At 62.5% G+C, this 16,592-nt stretch carries 13 protein-coding genes and 1 tRNA gene; all 14 read left to right on the forward strand.

Going from position 1 to position 16,592, the window contains the following annotated elements; translation table 11 throughout:
• Window positions 1–29 precede the first annotated feature (29 nt).
• The 14 genes from ileS (at window position 30) to ET524_RS00385 (ending at window position 16,591) form a co-directional block, all read left to right on the forward strand.
• Window positions 30–2,876, forward strand: coding sequence for an isoleucine--tRNA ligase (gene ileS, locus ET524_RS00320; RefSeq protein ID WP_129422844.1), 2,847 nt, complete (start codon window positions 30–32; stop codon window positions 2,874–2,876).
• Between the two features lie 3 nt (window positions 2,877–2,879).
• Window positions 2,880–3,455, forward strand: coding sequence for a signal peptidase II (lspA, locus tag ET524_RS00325; RefSeq protein WP_201738576.1), 576 nt, complete (start codon window positions 2,880–2,882; stop codon window positions 3,453–3,455).
• Complete coding sequence (locus tag ET524_RS00330) at window positions 3,456–4,523, forward strand: RluA family pseudouridine synthase (RefSeq protein ID WP_129422845.1); 1,068 nt, start codon at window positions 3,456–3,458, stop codon at window positions 4,521–4,523.
• A gap of 91 nt (window positions 4,524–4,614) precedes the next feature.
• A complete protein-coding gene (hemH, locus tag ET524_RS00335; RefSeq protein ID WP_129422846.1) occupies window positions 4,615–5,634 on the forward strand; it encodes a ferrochelatase in 1,020 nt (339 codons plus the stop codon).
• Window positions 5,635–5,644: 10 nt separating this feature from the next.
• The gene (gene coaBC, locus ET524_RS00340; protein WP_129422847.1) at window positions 5,645–6,853 is read left to right on the forward strand and encodes a bifunctional phosphopantothenoylcysteine decarboxylase/phosphopantothenate--cysteine ligase CoaBC; all 1,209 of its coding nucleotides are present in this window, start codon (window positions 5,645–5,647) and stop codon (window positions 6,851–6,853) included.
• A gap of 114 nt (window positions 6,854–6,967) precedes the next feature.
• Window positions 6,968–7,044 (forward strand) — tRNA-Pro (locus ET524_RS00345).
• A 473-nt stretch (window positions 7,045–7,517) separates the two neighbouring features.
• Window positions 7,518–8,333 (forward strand): substrate-binding periplasmic protein, encoded by an 816-nt coding sequence (locus ET524_RS00350; protein WP_129422848.1) that lies wholly within the window; start codon window positions 7,518–7,520, stop codon window positions 8,331–8,333.
• Window positions 8,326–10,491, forward strand: coding sequence for a hybrid sensor histidine kinase/response regulator (locus tag ET524_RS00355; protein WP_129422849.1), 2,166 nt, complete (start codon window positions 8,326–8,328; stop codon window positions 10,489–10,491). The genes ET524_RS00350 and ET524_RS00355 overlap by 8 nt, the downstream gene beginning before the upstream one ends.
• A 37-nt stretch (window positions 10,492–10,528) precedes the next feature.
• Window positions 10,529–10,819, forward strand: coding sequence for a hypothetical protein (locus ET524_RS00360; protein ID WP_129422850.1), 291 nt, complete (start codon window positions 10,529–10,531; stop codon window positions 10,817–10,819).
• 364 nt (window positions 10,820–11,183) lie between these two features.
• Window positions 11,184–13,103 carry an NADH-quinone oxidoreductase subunit 5 family protein gene (locus ET524_RS00365; protein WP_129422851.1) on the forward strand — a complete coding sequence of 640 codons (1,920 nt, stop codon included), beginning with the start codon at window positions 11,184–11,186 and terminating at the stop codon, window positions 13,101–13,103.
• Between the two features lie 15 nt (window positions 13,104–13,118).
• The gene (locus ET524_RS11865) at window positions 13,119–13,988 is read left to right on the forward strand and encodes an NADH-quinone oxidoreductase subunit H (RefSeq protein ID WP_129422852.1); all 870 of its coding nucleotides are present in this window, start codon (window positions 13,119–13,121) and stop codon (window positions 13,986–13,988) included.
• Between the two features lie 9 nt (window positions 13,989–13,997).
• Window positions 13,998–14,441: an NADH-quinone oxidoreductase subunit B family protein gene (locus ET524_RS00375; protein ID WP_129422853.1), complete on the forward strand. Its 444-nt coding sequence runs from the start codon at window positions 13,998–14,000 to the stop codon at window positions 14,439–14,441.
• 6 nt (window positions 14,442–14,447) lie between these two features.
• A complete protein-coding gene (locus ET524_RS00380; protein ID WP_129422854.1) occupies window positions 14,448–15,500 on the forward strand; it encodes an NADH-quinone oxidoreductase subunit C in 1,053 nt (350 codons plus the stop codon).
• Between the two features lie 2 nt (window positions 15,501–15,502).
• A complete protein-coding gene (locus ET524_RS00385; protein ID WP_129422855.1) occupies window positions 15,503–16,591 on the forward strand; it encodes a hydrogenase large subunit in 1,089 nt (362 codons plus the stop codon).
• Window position 16,592 lies beyond the last annotated feature (1 nt).

Below are 16,592 nucleotides of genomic sequence, written 5' to 3' on the forward strand. Positions count from 1 at the left end.
ATAGTGTCAGCAAAGGAAGGCGCGATCTCGTGGCGAATACGTACAAGAACACCATGAATCTCCCGCAGACGGATTTCCCGATGCGAGGCAACCTCCCGCAAAGCGAGCCGAAGCGACTCGAGAAGTGGGAGTCTGAACACATCTACGAGAAGGTTCTCGAGAAGAACAAGGACGGCAAGCCCTTTGTGCTGCATGACGGCCCGCCGTACGCCAACGGCCCCATCCACATCGGTCACGCCTTCAACAAAGTGCTGAAGGATTTCGTAAACAAAAGCCATGCTCAGCGCGGCTATTTCACGCCGTACGTGCCCGGTTGGGACTGCCACGGTCAGCCCATCGAGCACATGGTGGAGGTAACGCTGGGCCCCGACAAGATGAAGGCAACCCCGCAGCCCGAGCTGCGCCGTTTGTGCCGCGAGTGGGCCACGAAGTACGTTGGCATCCAGCGCGAGGGCTTCAAGCGCCTGGGCGTGAACGCCGACTGGGAGCACCCGTACCTCACCTACATCCCGAATTTCGAGGCGGGCAATGTCGAAATCTTCAAGGACCTGTACCTGAAGGGCCAGGTCTACCGCGGTCGCAAGCCCATCCACTGGTGCAAGAAGTGCCACACGGCGCTGGCCGAGGCCGAAATCGAATACTCCGACGAAACGTCGCCTTCCGTGTACGTGAAGTTCAAGCTCGACGCCATGCCGGGCATCTTCGAGGCCGCCGGTGCCACGGGCGACGCCTACGTGCTCATCTGGACCACCACGCCTTGGACGCTGCCGGCCAACGCCGCCGTGTGCCTTATGCCCGACGCCGACTACGTCATGGTCACGGCAGACGGCTCGAACATGATCTTCGCGAAGGAGCTGGTGGAGCAGGTCGCCGAGATCGCGGGCTGGGAGTCCTACGACATGGTGCGCGGCGAAGACGGCGAACCGGTCACGCTGAAGGGCACCGAGCTGACGGGCCTTACCTACACGTGCCCCATCCGCCACGACCTCAAGGGCAAGATCATCTACGGCGACCACGTCACGCTTGATTCCGGTACCGGCTGCGTGCACACCGCACCAGGTCACGGCCAGGACGACTACCTGGTGGGCCTGCAGTTCGACATCCCCATCCTCATGCCCGTCGACGACAACGGCGTGCTTACTGCCGATGCCGGCCCGTTCGCCGGCCTTGACACCGACGACGCCAACCCCGTCATCATCGATTGGCTGCGCGAGCAGGGCACGCTGGTGGCCGCGCGCAAGATCACGCACAGCTACCCGCACTGCTGGCGCTGCCACGAGCCCGTCATCTTCCGCGCAACCGACCAGTGGTTCGTGTCCATGGAGGAAAACGGCCTGCGCGGCTGCGCGCTCGACGCCATCCAGCGCGACGTGACGTTCTACCCGGGTTGGGCTGTCAACCGCATCGGCTCCATGGTGGCCGACCGCCCCGACTGGTGCATCTCGCGCCAGCGCAGCTGGGGCGTGCCCATCCCCGTGTTCAAGTGCGCCAAGTGCGGCGAAACCGTGGCGAACGAGGCAACGTTCGACGCCGTCATCGACCTGTTCTACAAGGAAGGCGCCGACGCGTGGTTCACGAAGAAGCCGTCGGACTACCTGCCCCACGGCACGCACTGCGAGAAGTGCGGCTGTACCGAGCTGGTGCCTGAAAAGGACATCCTCGACGTGTGGTGGGAGTCCGGCGTCACGCACACCAGCGTGCTGCGCCACCGCGCCGACGAGGGGCTGGTGTTCCCGGCCGACATGTATCTGGAAGGCTCCGACCAGCATCGCGGTTGGTTCCAGTCCAGCCTGCTCACGTCCGTGGGCGCCTACGGCTGTGCACCGTACAAGAACATCCTTTCGTGTGGCTTCACCGTTGACGAGCAGGGCCGCAAGATGTCGAAGTCGCTTGGCAACGGCGTTGACCCGGCGGACGTCACCAGCAAGTACGGCGCCGACGTGCTGCGCTTGTGGGTGGCTTCGGCCGACTACGCGCAGGACGTGTCCATCTCCGACAACATCCTGAAGCAGGTTTCCGACGCGTACCGCCGCTTCCGCAACACGTTCCGCTTCCTGTTGGGCAACCTGTCCGACTTCGACGACCAGAAAGACGCCGTCACCGATTGGTGCGCGCTTGAGCCCATCGACCAGTACATGATGGCGAAAACGGCCAAGCTGCTTTCCGACGTGGAGGAAGCTTACGACGCGTTCAAGTTCAACGGCGTGTACCGTGCCGTATACGATTTCGTGAACGACTTGTCCAGCGTGTACATGGACGTCACGAAGGACCGCCTGTACTCCGAGGCTCCGAACAGCCCGCGCCGTCGCGCCGTGCAGACTGTGCTCATGAACATCCTCGAGGTGCTCGTGCGCGTGTTGTCGCCCATCCTGTCGTTTACGGCCGATGAGGTGTGGGAGCACTATCCCGAGGCCATGCGCAACCGCGAAGGCCGCGTGGGCAACGTGCAGCTTGCTGGTTGGCCGCACCGCGCCGATTTCGTGCCCGCGCTTCCCGGCAAGGACGCCGAGGCGCAGGTGCTCTCCGCGTTCGGCGGCGCCCTTGAGGTGCGCGACGTGGTGACGAAGGCGCTTGAGGACGCGCGTGCTGCAAAGGTCATCAACAAGAGCCAGGAAGCTGCCGTGGTGGTTACCGCGCCGCAGGCTACGCTTGACGCGCTGACCGCGTTCGGCACCGCGGTGTTCGAGGAGCTGTTCATCGTCTCCGGCGTTTCGTTCGCCGCCGGCGAGGAGCTGTCTTGCGAGGTCAAACCCGCTGAGGGCGAGAAGTGCCCGCGCTGTTGGAATTATCGCCAGCTCGGCGGAAACGCGAGCCATCCGCACGTGTGCGCTCGCTGCGGCGAGGCGCTCGATGCCATCGGCTTCACGGAGGAGTAGCGTTTGTCCCAGCAAGTGAATGAAAACATTGCTGCAAGCAAAAGGGCCGGTGCCACAGGCGCCGGCCCTGCGCCGCTTGGCAGCAAAAACGCCGGCGAACGTCTTGGCGTCTTCGCCGCCATCGCGGTGGCGTGGGTGGTGCTCGACCAGGTGGTGAAGGCGGCGCTGAACACGGCGTGTTCCGGCACGGTGCTTTCCGGGCCCATTGCGGGGTTGTTCCGCCTGCTGCTGGTGCACAACACGGGCGGCGCGTGGAGCATGTTCGCGGGCGCCACGGTGGCGCTCGGGGTGTTCTCGCTGGTCATGTGCGCGTGCTTGACGGCGTTTCTGGTGGTGCAGCGCAAGGTTGTCAGCTGGCCTGAAGTGGTGGGCTTGGCGTTGGTGGTCGGCGGCGGCATCGGCAACGCCATCGACCGCTTCGTGCTTGGCTACGTGGTGGACTTCATCGACCTCGCGTTCATGAACTTCCCCGTGTTCAATATCGCCGACATCGGCGTGACGTGCGGCCTGGTGCTGTTTTTGGTTGCCTGGCTGGTGCGCGAGCGCAAAGCAGGGGCGACGGCAGGGGAGGAGCGCTAGATGGGCATGTTGAAAAGCTATATTGTTAAACCTGAAGACGCAGGTCAGCGCATCGACGCGGTACTGGCTGGGCATGGTTTGTACCCCAGCCGCTCCGCTGCGGCGCGCGCCGTGGAATCGGGCGCGGTGTTCGTCAACGGCGCCACGGTGGCCAAAAAACACGCATTGGCGGCTGGCGACACGGTGGTGTACGAGCTTGAAGAGCCGCCGGCGGCCGGCCCGGTGCGCGCGCAGAACATTCCGCTTGACGTGCGCTACGAAGACGACGATATGCTGGTCATCTCGAAACAGGCGGGGCTGGTGTGCCATCCGTCCATCGACCACGCCGACGGCACGCTGGTGAACGCTCTTGTACATCATTGCGGGGCCGATCACCTGTGCAACGTGCAGGGCGAAGACGATCGCCCGGGCATCGTGCACCGTCTTGACCGCGACACCACCGGCCTTATGCTTGCCGCGAAAAACGACGCCACGGGCTTGGCGCTCATGGCCGACATCCACGACCGCGCCGTCGACCGCCGCTATTTGGCGCTCGTGCACGGCGTCATCCCGCACGACACGGGCATGGTCGACGCGCCCATCGCCCGCGCGGTGAACGAGCGCACGCGCATGGCCGTGCGCGAATGCCCCTCGGCGCGCGACGCCTTAACCACGTTTCGGGTGCTCGAGCGCTTCGAGCATGGGCCGCGCGACAACGGCTACACGCTTATCGACTGCAAGCTGTTCACCGGCCGCACGCACCAGATTCGCGTGCACATGCAGTACACGCGCCACCCGCTGGTGGGCGACCCGGTGTACAACGCCGGCGGTCCGAAGGATGCCGACGCGAACTTCGACCTTGACCGGCAGTTCCTGCACTCGTTCCAGGTGCGCTTCACCCAGCCCATGACGGGCCAGGAACTGTTCTTCGCCGACAACCTCACCGACGATCTGCAAGCCGTGCTCGATGCGCTGGCGCCGCGCAGCATGGGTCGCACGCAGGCGGGCGACGAGGTGGCGGCGCTTCTGGCGGAAGCTCCGCATCCCAGTGCGCCGGTACACCGTCTGGAGGATGTTTCGGCATGTTAGGTTGTGGTACCGTTGCCCTGCGCGCTTCGCTTCCCTGCGGTTGCAAGGCGCGCGCATCCGTTGCTCAAAGCTTCTTGCAAGGATTATCACGATGACGAACATGACGCCGCCAACAGGCGTGCTTATCGCAAATACCGGCTCGCCCGCAAGCCCCGCCCCGCGCGACGTACGCGCGTATCTGGGCCGTTTCCTGATGGACCCGCGTATCCGCCCCATGAACAAGACGTGCTGGTGGCTGATTCTACACCTGTGCATTTTGCCGAAGCGCGGGCGTGTTTCCGGCGCGAAGTACGGCAAGATTTGGACGGCGCAAGGCTCGCCGTTCGATGTGGAGCACGCCAAGCTGCGCGAACTGCTGGAAGACGAGCTGCGTGCCACGGGCGCGAACGTACACGTTGCCGTGGGGCAAAGCTACGGGTTTCCCACCATTCCCGATGCCGTGGACAAGCTCAGGCGCGCCGGGTGTGCGCGCCTGGTGGTGCTGCCGTTGTACCCGCAAAGCGCTTACAGCACCACGTACAGCGTCAGCGACAGCGTGAACGCCGCGCTTGCAGCGGCGAACTGGGACGTCCCCTGCACGCTTGTGAAGCACTACGGCAAAGACCCGGTTTACCTGGACGCCGTCGCGCAGGCAGTGCGCGATGCGGGCTTCGGGCAGCGTGAAGGCGATCGGTTGCTGTTCAACTACCACTCTATCCCGCTGGTGGACATCGAGGCGGGGGACACCTATGAGGTGCAAACGGGCGCCACGGCGCTTGGCGTGGCGGGCCGGCTAGGCATCGAGCGCAAACAGTGGACGGTCGGCTACAACTGCCAGTTCGACAAAGGCCGCGAGTGGCTGCAACCCTTCACGCGAAACATCCTTGAGCGGTGGGCGCACGCATCTTCGGGGCGCGTGTTCATGGTTTGCCCAAATTTCGCTGTCGATTGCCTGGAAACGCTTTATGATATCGATTACGAACTGCGTCCGCATTATTGCCAGCAGCTGGCAGATGCGGGTAAAGTGCTTGCGGGCAACGAGCTGGTGTACGTGCCGTGCTTGAACGGAACGCGCGCGCACGCCCAGGCGCTTGCCCACGTGCTTGCTTCGTATACAGACGGGAAGGAATAGCAGGAACATCATGACAAACGTTGACGCTCAACCTCAAAAGACCGTGCTCGTTGGGGTGACCGGCGGCATCGGCGCATACAAGTCGTGCGAGATCGTGCGCGGCTTCCAGAAAGCAGGGCTTCGCGTGAAGGTGTGCATGACCGAGCACGCGACGCACTTCGTCGATCCGGTGACGTTCCGCGCGCTCACGCACGAGAAAGTGGCCATCGATCTGTTCGACGACCCCACCGACCCCATCCACCATATCTCGCTGGCCGAGGAGTGCGACGCGTTCGTCATCGCGCCCGCGACGGCCAACGTCATCGCGAAGATCGCCAACGGCATCGCCGACGACTTGCTTACCACCACGGCGCTTGCCTGCACGGCGCCTATGGTCATCGCGCCGGCCATGAACGTGCACATGTACGAGGCGGCCGCCACGCGCTACAACATCGGCAAGCTGGTCATCCGCGGCGTGCATTTCGTGGAAGCCGACGAGGGCTACCTGGCCTGCGGCGACGTGGGTCGCGGCCGCTTGGCCGACCCCGACGTCATCGTGGCGAAAACGCTTGAAGTGCTTGGCGTGAAGCGCGACCTTTCCGGCAAGCACGTGCTTATCACGGCGGGCCCCACGGTGGAGCCTATCGACCCGGTGCGCTACATCTCCAACCACTCCAGCGGCAAAACCGGCTACGCCATCGCGAAGGCGGCGGCGCTGCGCGGCGCGAAGGTCACGCTGGTGTCCGGTCCTGTTTCGCTGCCGAAGCCCGAGGGCGTTGACGTGGTGCGCGTGAAAACGGCCGTGCAGATGCTTGAAGCCTGCGAAGCGGCGTTCGAGACGGCCGACATCTCGCTGTTCGCCGCCGCCGTGGCCGACATGCGCCCCGAGCACGTGGCCGATTGCAAGCTGAAGAAGGGCCAGGCCGACGCAGACCTGGGCACCATCAAGCTGGTGGAAAACCCCGACATCCTGAAAACGTTGGCAAGCCGCAAGGGCCCGCACCAGGTGGTTGTCGGGTTCGCCGCTGAAACGAACGACGTCATCGCCAACGCGCAGAAGAAGCTTGAGAAGAAGAAGGCCGACGTGATCGTGGCGAACCGCGTGGGCGAGGGCCTTGCGTTCGGCACTGACGACAACACCGTGTTCTTCGTGGACCACGAAGAGGTGGAAGAGCTTCCCACCATGTCGAAGAGCCGTTTGGCCGACGTAATCTTGGACCGCGCGCTCGAATACGTGTAGTAACGCGGCGCGGAAAGCAAAAGGGGCAAAACTTTTTGCAATTAACCCCTTGCGCGCTTTCGAGGTTTTGGTATTATAAACGAGCTGCTTCAAGGAGCAGCAAACCAATGAGTTCGGGTTGTGGCGCAGTTTGGTAGCGCACTTGACTGGGGGTCAAGGGGCCGCAGGTTCAAATCCTGTCAACCCGACCAGCTTATTACAGCAGGTCAGAAGAAAAGCTTCTGACCTGCTTTTTATGTGTATGGACTTCGGTATCACCGCGATACGCCCCGTTTCTTTTTCTTACCATCAACGCTTTTGTTCGATGTCATCAACCTTGCTTGAAAACAGGCTTGTTTCCGTGACGGTTCGCTGCTATCCGAGTGACATGGCCTGTAATCATAACGGCCAAAACTTGGGAACCGGACAGGGGCAGACTCGTGAATCCGTCCACTATGCAGGCGAAAATCGAAGCGCTTGAACACGCACCTTAACAAGCCGCTGGAACGCGATAAGATTCTGCAGGCCATCGTGGAGTTTGCGTCCCGCTAAACGCCGTTTGCCGAAGTGTAGGCGAATCTGATGATATTTTCGCCCCGCTTATGCTATTCGCGCGCCCGCTGGTGAAGGTGGCGCCCTCGTTTCTGCTAGACTTGACGTCACTGCACTAACGAGGGAGAGCACTATGAGAAAACGCCGACTGATAGCCATAACGGCAATCGTGTTCGCGCTTGCGCTGCTTGTCGGCTGCGCTCAATCTGGCGAATCGTCGCAAACAACCGATGGTTTGCAGCCCATCACCGTGGGCGCCGACGTGTACCCTCCTTATTCCTCGAACGACGAAAACGGCGTGCCTTCGGGCATCGACGTCGACATTGCCACCGAGGCGTTCCGCCGCATCGGCTACAAGCCCGAATTCACCTATATCCCCTGGGAGAAGAAGACCGAACGTTTGGCCGCCGGCGACATCGATTGCATCATGAGCTGCTTTAGCATGACGGGCCGCGAAGACGACTATCGCTGGGCGGGCCCGTACCTGGCAAGCCGCCAGGTCATTGCAGTTGACCCGCAAAGCAGCATCTATTCGCTTTCCGACTTGGCGGGCAAAACCATTGCCGTGCAGGCCACCACGAAGCCCGAAAGCATCATCTCGAACGGCACGAACGCTGACATGCCCGAGGTGGGCAAGATGTTCAGCTTCTCCGACCGCTCGTACCTGGTGCCCGCGCTGTCGAAGGGCTATGTGGACGCCATTGCCGCCCATGAGACCTCCTTGTTGCAATACGAGAAAGATTTTGGCGTTGACCTGCGCGTTCTTGACGAATCGCTGCTTGACGTGGGATTGGGCTGCGCATTTGACCTTAACGACGAGCGCGGCATCGCCGAGGCGTTGCAAGGCGCGTTTGACGACATGCTGGCCGACGGCACCATGGAGTCCATCCTCAAGCGCTATTTCGACGACCCCAGCCCGTTTCTGAACGTGGAGGGCCTGCATGAGTAACGGAAACTGGCTTTCAAGCAGGTTCTGGGCCGTTATCATCGCCATCGGCGTGGTAATGGGCGTGGTGGCGGGTTTCGCCGCCTTCAACGTCACATTCTCGCAGGTGGCAGACCGCATGGCAGGCGTGGTCGAGTTCACGAAAAACCAAAGCCTGACATACGACTCGTTCAACGACGCGTCGACCACGAAAAGCCTTCTGCGCTCCATCGAGTCGGCCGGTCAGCTTGCGCGCGACGTCAGCCAAGACGGCGGTGCCACAGATGCCGAAAGCCTGCAGCGCTATGCCGGCGAGCTCAGCTTGACGGCCGCGCTTGTGCTGACGCCCGAAGGCGACCTCGTGGGTTCCTACTCTTCCGATGAGGTGGGGTATGCGCAGGTGGAATCGGAGCTGCGCGAAACGTCCGCCCTTGACGTGGCGCGCTATCCGCTGAAAACGTACGCCACGCGCATCGAGCTTGAAGACGGGTCGCACGTTGACGTCGGCTGCTCGAGCCGCCTTGACGCGCCGGGCGTCGTCGTGTCGCTGTACCGCACGAAGCCCGCGTTCGGGAACCGCTATTCCTTGACGCTGCAAAGCATGGTCGAAGGCTACAGCACGCAAAACAATGGCTGCATCGTTGTGGAAAACGACGGCAACTACATTGCGGCGAACACGATGACGTTGGCGCAGCTGCAGTCCGAGGGCATCGGCGATTTCGACAAAGGCGTCATTTCCGCCATCAAGGAACGCTGCACGCTGGGCAAGGCGTCGGTCATCAACGCCGAGTCCACGTGGTTCATCGCATCGTTCGACAAATGTCGCGATTACTACGTGTATACCTACACGCCGCTGCGCAACAACCTTGGCGGCGTGGCCTTAAGCGTGGCGCTTGCGTTGGCGCTGTACGCGGTGTTCGTTTTTTTGGTGGTGCTGTTGCGCAGGCAGTCCGAGCACGCGCATCTGCACGAGCTGGTCGCGCAGGAGCACGAATACAGCGAACGACTGGTCGAAGCGGCGCGCGAGGCGCAAAGCGCGAACACGGCGAAAACCGAGTTTCTGCAACGCATGAGCCACGATATCCGCACGCCCATCAACGGCATCCGCGGCATGGTGGAAATGGGCAACGTGTTCGATGGCGACGTTGCCAAGCAGCGCGAGTGCCGCCAGAAGATCTGGATGGCGTCGGGCATTCTGCTTGACCTGGTCAGCGAAGTGCTTGACATGAGCAAGCTTGAAAGCGGGGAAGTGGAGCTTGAGTTGCGCTCCACGAACCTGGTGGCGCTCAACGACGAGGTGTGCGAGATGCTTGAGCGCCAGGCCGGCGAGTTGCACGTCACCATCATCAAAGAGCAGGACCGCATCGAGCATCCGTGTGTCATGGCAAGCCAGACTCACTTGAAGCGCGTCATCATGAACATTGCGAGCAACGCGGTGAAGTACAACAAGCCCGGCGGCACCGTGCGCCTATCGTGCGAAGAGCTGCATGCGGAAGGCGCCACGGCCATGTACCGCATCACGGTGGCCGACACCGGCATTGGCATGAGCAAAGATTTCCAGCAGCACCTGTTCGAGCCGTTCAGCCGCGAGGTGCAAAAGCTTGAGGCGCAGCCTTCGGGCACGGGCCTGGGCACGGTCATCGCCAAGCAGCTGACGGAGCTGATGGGCGGCACCATCACGTTCGATAGCGAACTTGACGTGGGCACTACGTGCGTCATCACGCTGCCGTTGGTCATCGACTTCGACGCACAGCAGCGCAACGAAGAGCTGGACAAGCAAGGCGACGTCACGCTTGCGGGCATGTCCATCTTGCTGGTAGAGGACAACGAACTGAACCGCGAGATCGCGGAGTTCGTGCTTGACCAAGCCGGCGCGCACGTTACCACTGCGTTCGATGGGCGCGAGGCCGTGGATGCGTTCGCCGCCGCCGCACCGGGCACGTTCGATCTGGTGCTCATGGACATCATGATGCCGAACGTGAACGGCTACGAGGCCACGCGCGCCATCCGCGCCATGAACCGCACCGACGCGAAGTGCGTGCCCATCGTGGCCATGAGCGCCAACGCTTTTGCCGATGACGTGGCCTATTCGCGCGAGTCGGGCATGAACGACCACCTTGCCAAGCCCATCGACGCCGACAAGCTGGTGCGCGCGCTGGCGCGCTACCGCAAAGACGCGTAAACGAAAGCGGGCCGCCTTCGTTTCGAAGGTGGCCCGCTTGCTTACCCTGAAGGATGTTGGAGCCCAGCAAGACGATGCCGGCTCCGTTTCGCCGTCGTCCGCCCTCGTTTGGCTATCGTGGCTCTACTCCAGCACGCCCTCAAGCGTTTTCAGCAACGTGGGAATCTCGATGGGCTTCGAGATGTGCTCGTTCATGCCCGCTTGCTGGTCGCTTGAGACGTTCCGTGAGCAATATCGCATCGACAACATGAAAACGGCCGAGCTGCCACAAACGCCGGGGCTTTCGGCATACGTGGCGAAGGGCAACGCGAGCTGCTCACCGTGCTGAACAAGACCATCGCCAACCGACATGAACCAGCTGAAGGTCACGCTGGTTAAGCTGGTCAACTAAACCGAGCTAGCTTTTGCCTATAAGCGCCCGTGGTCGCGCCCGCGCGCCTCCAGGGGCGTTTTCGCGTTCGGGCCGTCTTGCCGCTGACCTGAGATTTTGCCACGCCTGCGCGACGCAAGACCTTTTCTGTTTCTAAATCACCCCCATTTACCGGACAAATCGGCCCGGCCTCGCAGACGTGGCGGTCTTACCGGCCGGCAATGCTAAAGTGTCCAACTGTGTCCGACGTCCGGGCACCGCATGACGCCTTATTCCTGGCGCTGTGCGCGAAGGTCGAACTAAGACGAAAGGGGGAGGCAGCGTGGCACTGATCGGGTTCCTTATCCTGTTCCCGTTGCTTGTCGCCGGCGTGCTTTTGGTGGCGCGCAACGAAACGGCGCGGCGCGTGATCGTGTGCGCGGCGGCTGTCGTCATCGGCGTCGGCTCCATTTGGCTGGTTATGGCCAACCTGGGAACGCCGTGGCTGCAGATCGAATTCTCTTCTGGAGCGGTCGATGCGGTATGCACCGTCGTAGGCGTGGTGATTGCCGGTGTGGTCTTTGACTTCGGCGTGAAGTACAAAAACGCGCTCGCATGCATCCTCGCCGTGGTGCAGGTGGTAGGTTCGCTCGTGTTCGAGCTGGTGTTCGCTCACGGCATCGAGGTGCAGTACGGCCTGTACGTCGACAGCCTCTCGCTGCTCATGGCGTTCATCATCGGCGTGGTTGGCAGCGGCATCTGCGTGTACGCGCTCGGCTACATGGAAGACTTCCAGGCGCACGAGCCCGCCGGCGCAAAGGATCGCCGCCCGACGTTCTTCGCGCTTATGTTCCTGTTCCTTTCCGCTATGTACGTCATCGTGTTCTCGAACAACCTGCTGTGGCTGTTCACCGGCTGGGAAATCACCACGGTGTGCTCGTTTTTGCTTATCGGCTACACGCGCACCGAGGAGGCCATCCGCAACGCGTTCCGCCAAATCGTCATGAACCTGGCCGGCGGCATCGGCTTTTTGGTGGGCCTGTACGCCATCGCCGTGCAGTTCGGCACGCTGTCCATGCTGGAGTTTTTGCAGCTGGGCTCGGCATTCCCCGTGCTTGCGGCGCTGCCGGCAACGGCGCTTGCGTTCGCGGGCATCACGAAGGCCGCGCAGATGCCGTTCCACACGTGGCTGCTCGGCGCCATGGTGGCACCTACTCCTACCTCCGCGCTGCTGCACTCTTCCACCATGGTGAAGGCCGGCGTGTTTTTGCTTGTCAAGCTGGCGCCCATCTTCGTGGTGTGCCCGGTTCCCGCGGTCATGACCATCCTGGTGGGCGGCTTGACGTTCATGCTGTGCAGCTTTATGGCCATCTCTCAGTCTAACGCCAAGCGCGTGCTGGCGTACTCCACCATCGCCAACCTGGGCCTGATCGTTGCCTGCGCCGGCGTTGGCACGCCCGAGGGCATCTGGGCGGCGGCGTTCCTGGTGCTGTTCCATGCCGTGGCGAAAAGCCTGCTGTTTTTGTGCGTGGGCACGGCCGAGCATCACATCGGCAGCCGCAACATCGAGGACATGGACCTGCTGTTCGAGCGCATGCCGCGCCTGGCCCGCTTCATGATGGCCGGCATCATGGTCATGTTCGTGGCGCCGTTCGGCATGCTCATCGCGAAGTGGGGCACGCTCGTCACGTTCGCCGACACCGGCAACGTCGCGCTCATCATCATCCTGGGCTTCGGCTCGGCCGCAACGTTTTTGTTCTGGGTTAAGTGGCTCGGCAAGCTTTCGGGCATTGCGGCGCATCCGCTGAACGTCGAGACCACCGTGCACCGCAGCGAGTGGATTGCGCTCATGCTCATGGCCGTGCTGTGCCTGCTGTGCTGCGCAGGGCTTCCTGTCATCAGCTGGTTCGTGGTCGATCCCTACATCATCAGCGTGTACGGTACGTATCAGCAAGCCGTCAGCGATGCGAACCTGTGGGTCGGCGCCATCCTGTCGGTGGTGGTGTTCGTCGTCCTGTTCGCCGGCCTGGGCGCCAAGCAGGTCAAGCAGGCGCCTGTATACCTGTCGGGCATCAGCGCGAACAACGCGAATCGCACGTTCACGAACTCGCTTTCGGGCGAAACCATGGCAACGGCGCGCAACTGGTACCTTGAGGGCATCTTCGGCGAAGCGAAGATCACGCCCGTGGCCACCGGTGCTTGCACGCTCATCATCGTCGTCGCGTTCGCAGCAGCGCTCGTGTGCTCCTGCGGCATCATCTAGGAAGGGAGTGGTCTCATGTTTCTGATTCCGATCATCGTGGGCACCATCGCCTTCGCCGTGCTCGCACCCATCGTCGGCTGCCTGCTGGCCGGCCTTGACCGAAAGCTGTCCGCTCGCATGCAAGGCCGCGTGGGCCCGCCGATCCTGCAGCCGTACTACGACGTGCGCAAGCTGCTTGAAAAGGACCGCGCCGCCGTCAACAGCGTCGAGGGCACCTACATCACGTGCGCGCTGGCGTTCGCCGTGCTGGCCGGCGGCATCTTCTTCGGTGGCGGCAACCTGCTTCTGTCCGTGTTCGTGCTGACGCTTTCCAGCCTGTTCTTCATCCTGGCGGCGTACTGCACGCGCAGCCCGTACTCCGAGGTGGGCGCTGCCCGCGAGGCGCTGCAGATCATGGCCGAAGAGCCTATGAGCTTGTTCATCGCCGTGGCGTTTTTCCTGGCCACGGGGTCGTTTGACAGCGCGGCGGCCTTCACGCTGGACGCTCCGGCCATCACAGTGGCATGGCTGGCGTTTCTGGGCTTTTTGTTCATCCTCACCATCAAGATGCGCAAAAGCCCGTTCGACCTCAGCTATTCGCACCACGCGCACCAAGAGCTCGTCAAAGGCGTTACCACGGAGATGTCCGGGCGCACGCTGGCGAAGGTGGAGGTCATGCACTGGTGCGAGAACGTGCTGGCGCTTGGCTGGATCGGCCTGTTCTTCGTGTGGGGCAACCCCATCTCCATCGTGGTGGCCATCGTCGCAGCGGCGCTGGCGTTTTTCCTGGAGATTCTCATCGACAACAACTTCGCCCGCGTCAAGTGGCAGCTGATGCTGAAAAGCGCGTGGGCGGTGGCACTGGTGGCCGGCGGCATCAACATGGCCGTGCTGGTCTATCTGTAAGGAGCGCGTATGGCTTATTTCGCGAAATCGCCGTGGGTCATCCACTACGATGCGTCAAGCTGCAACGGCTGCGACATCGAGGTGCTTGCGGCGCTGTGCCCAGGTTTCGACGCTGAGCGCTTCGGCGTCGTGAACACCGGCAATCCCAAGCATGCCGATATCTTCTTGGTCACCGGCAGCGTCAACGAGCGCAACATCTCGGTCGTGAAGGAAATCTACGACCAGATGCTCGAGCCGAAAGTGGTGGTGGCGTGCGGCATCTGCGCATGCTCCGGTGGCATCTTCCACGACTGCTACAACGTCATCGGCGGCGTTGACCAGGCCATTCCCGTTGACGTATACGCCCCGGGCTGTGCGGTGCGTCCCGAGGCCATCATCGATGCCGTCGTCGAGGCGGTCGGCATCCTCGAAGAGAAGCGCGCCGCAATGAACGAACAGCGAAAGGGGGCGTAAGGCAGCATGGCCATTCCTGCAAACTATCAAGAGATCTCCATCGAAAGCCTGCCTGAGCTTTCGGCGCGGCTGAAGGCCGAAGGCCACCGTTTCGTGCAAGTGCTTGCCGTCAACACCGAGGCCGGCATCGACGTGCAGTACACGTTCATGAAAGACGGCGTGCTTGAGGCGTTCACCATCAAGGGCGTGCAGAAGGGCGTGCCCATCCCCAGCATCACCGACAACTTCATCGCCGCGTTCGTGTTCGAGAACGAGATCCACGACCTGTTCGGCGTCGAGATCCGCAACATCGCCATCGACTTCAAGGGCAATTTCTACGCCGTGGCGCAGCGCGAGCCGATGACCATCATCTCGCCTGCTCAGAAGGCCGCCCGCGACAAGGCGAAGAAGGCCGCCGCCGCTAAGGCCGAGCGTGCCCGCCAGGCCGCCGCGGCCAATGCGTCGTTCGTGACCGAACATCCGTATGCGAAGGCGAAGGTCGCGGGCGTGGCTCCTTCCGCTGCCGCTGCCGATATCGAGCTGAAGATGGCCGGCGCCGATCCCGAGAAGATCGCTCGCGTGAAGGCTGCGCTTGCCGCGAAGGCCAAGAAGGCCGAGCAGGAGGCCGAGGCCGCCAAGCCGCAGGTGTTCGACGAGCAGCTTGAGGCCAAGCTTGCCGCCATGGACCCCGAGAAGGCCGCGAAGGTGCGCACCGCCATGGCGCGCAAGGCAAAGCTTGCCGACATGGACCCCGAAAAAGCCGCGCAGGTGCGCGGGGCGCTTGCGAACGAGGCGAAGCTGGAGTCCCAGCGCGCCGTTGGCCAGCAAACGCCGCAGAAGCAGGCCGAGCTTGAGGCCAAGCTTGCCCAGCTCGACCCCGAGCGCGCGGCGAAGGTGCGTGCAGCGCTAGATGCGCGCGCCCGTCAGGAAACGGCGAAGGCCGAGCACGACGAGAAGGTTGCCGTGCTTGAGGAGCGCCTGAAGAACATGGATCCCGAGAAAGCGGCGCGCGTGCGTGCGGCGTTTTTGGAGAAGCAGCGCGCGGCTGGTGCCGGCGCCGACGGAAAGGCAGGTGAGTAAGCATGGGAAAGGCAACGGTCATCCCGTTCGGCCCGCAGCACCCGGTGCTTCCCGAGCCTTTGCATCTTGACCTCGTGGTGGAAGACGAGACGGTCCTCGAGGCCATCCCGCAGATCGGCTTCGTGCACCGCGGCTTGGAAAAGCTGGTGGAAACGCGCGACTACAACCAGTTCATCTACGTTGCCGAGCGCATCTGCGGCATCTGCGCGTTCGGCCATTCCATGGGCTATGCCGAAACGGTCGAGCAGCTTATGGGCGTGGAGATTCCCGAGCGTGCCGAGTACCTGCGCGTTATCTGGCACGAGCTGTCGCGTATCCACTCGCACGTGCTGTGGCTGGGCCTTGCTGCCGACGCGTTCGGCTTCGAAAGCCTGTTCATGCACTGCTGGCGCCTGCGCGAGCGCGTGCTCGACATCTTCGAGAAAACCACGGGCGGCCGCGTCATCTTCTCTGTGGTGAAGGTAGGCGGCGTGCAGCGCGACATCGACAACGACATGTTTGCCTACATCAAGCAGGTGCTTGCGGGCATCACCGACGAGTACAAGCAGATCGTGGCAACGCTGCTTACCGATTCTTCCGTGAAGAACCGCCTGGTGGGCGTGGGCTATATCAGCCACGACGACGCCGTGGCGCAAAGCCTTGTCGGGCCGTTCGGCCGCGCGTCGGGCGTGAACTACGACGTGCGCATGCTTGGCAATGGTGCATACGGCAAGCTGTCCGACTTCCAGCCCGTGCTTGACAACGACGGCGACTGCTATGCGCGCGTGAAGGTGCGCTGCCAAGAGGTGCTGCAGTCCATCGACATCATCGACGAGATGATCGACACCATCCCTGCCGGCGATATCGCCGTGAAGGTCAAGGGCAACCCTACGGCCGGCGCCGAGGCGTGCAACGTGCTTGAGCAACCGCGCGGCGAGTGCTACTACTATGCACGCGGCAACGGCACGAAGTACTTGGAGCGCATGCGCATGCGCACGCCAACTTCGCAGAACCTTGCAGGCATGACGTTGGCGCTGAAGGGGTGCGATCTGGCCGATGTCAACAACATCGTGCTGACAATCGACCCCTGCATCAGCTGCACGGAAAGGTAGT

The organism is Senegalimassilia faecalis (genome assembly GCF_004135645.1).
Lineage (GTDB): Bacteria > Actinomycetota > Coriobacteriia > Coriobacteriales > Eggerthellaceae > Senegalimassilia > Senegalimassilia faecalis.

Coding starts and splice junctions, on each gene's coding strand:
- ET524_RS00385 (WP_129422855.1), top strand. CDS start 15,503: ATGGGAAAGGCAACGGTCATCCCGTTCGGCCCGCAGCACCCGGTGCTT.
- ET524_RS11865 (WP_129422852.1), top strand. CDS start 13,119: ATGTTTCTGATTCCGATCATCGTGGGCACCATCGCCTTCGCCGTGCTC.
- hemH (WP_129422846.1), top strand. CDS start 4,615: ATGACGAACATGACGCCGCCAACAGGCGTGCTTATCGCAAATACCGGC.
- ET524_RS00375 (WP_129422853.1), top strand. CDS start 13,998: ATGGCTTATTTCGCGAAATCGCCGTGGGTCATCCACTACGATGCGTCA.
- ET524_RS00330 (WP_129422845.1), top strand. CDS start 3,456: ATGGGCATGTTGAAAAGCTATATTGTTAAACCTGAAGACGCAGGTCAG.
- ET524_RS00355 (WP_129422849.1), top strand. CDS start 8,326: ATGAGTAACGGAAACTGGCTTTCAAGCAGGTTCTGGGCCGTTATCATC.
- coaBC (WP_129422847.1), top strand. CDS start 5,645: ATGACAAACGTTGACGCTCAACCTCAAAAGACCGTGCTCGTTGGGGTG.
- ET524_RS00380 (WP_129422854.1), top strand. CDS start 14,448: ATGGCCATTCCTGCAAACTATCAAGAGATCTCCATCGAAAGCCTGCCT.
- ET524_RS00350 (WP_129422848.1), top strand. CDS start 7,518: ATGAGAAAACGCCGACTGATAGCCATAACGGCAATCGTGTTCGCGCTT.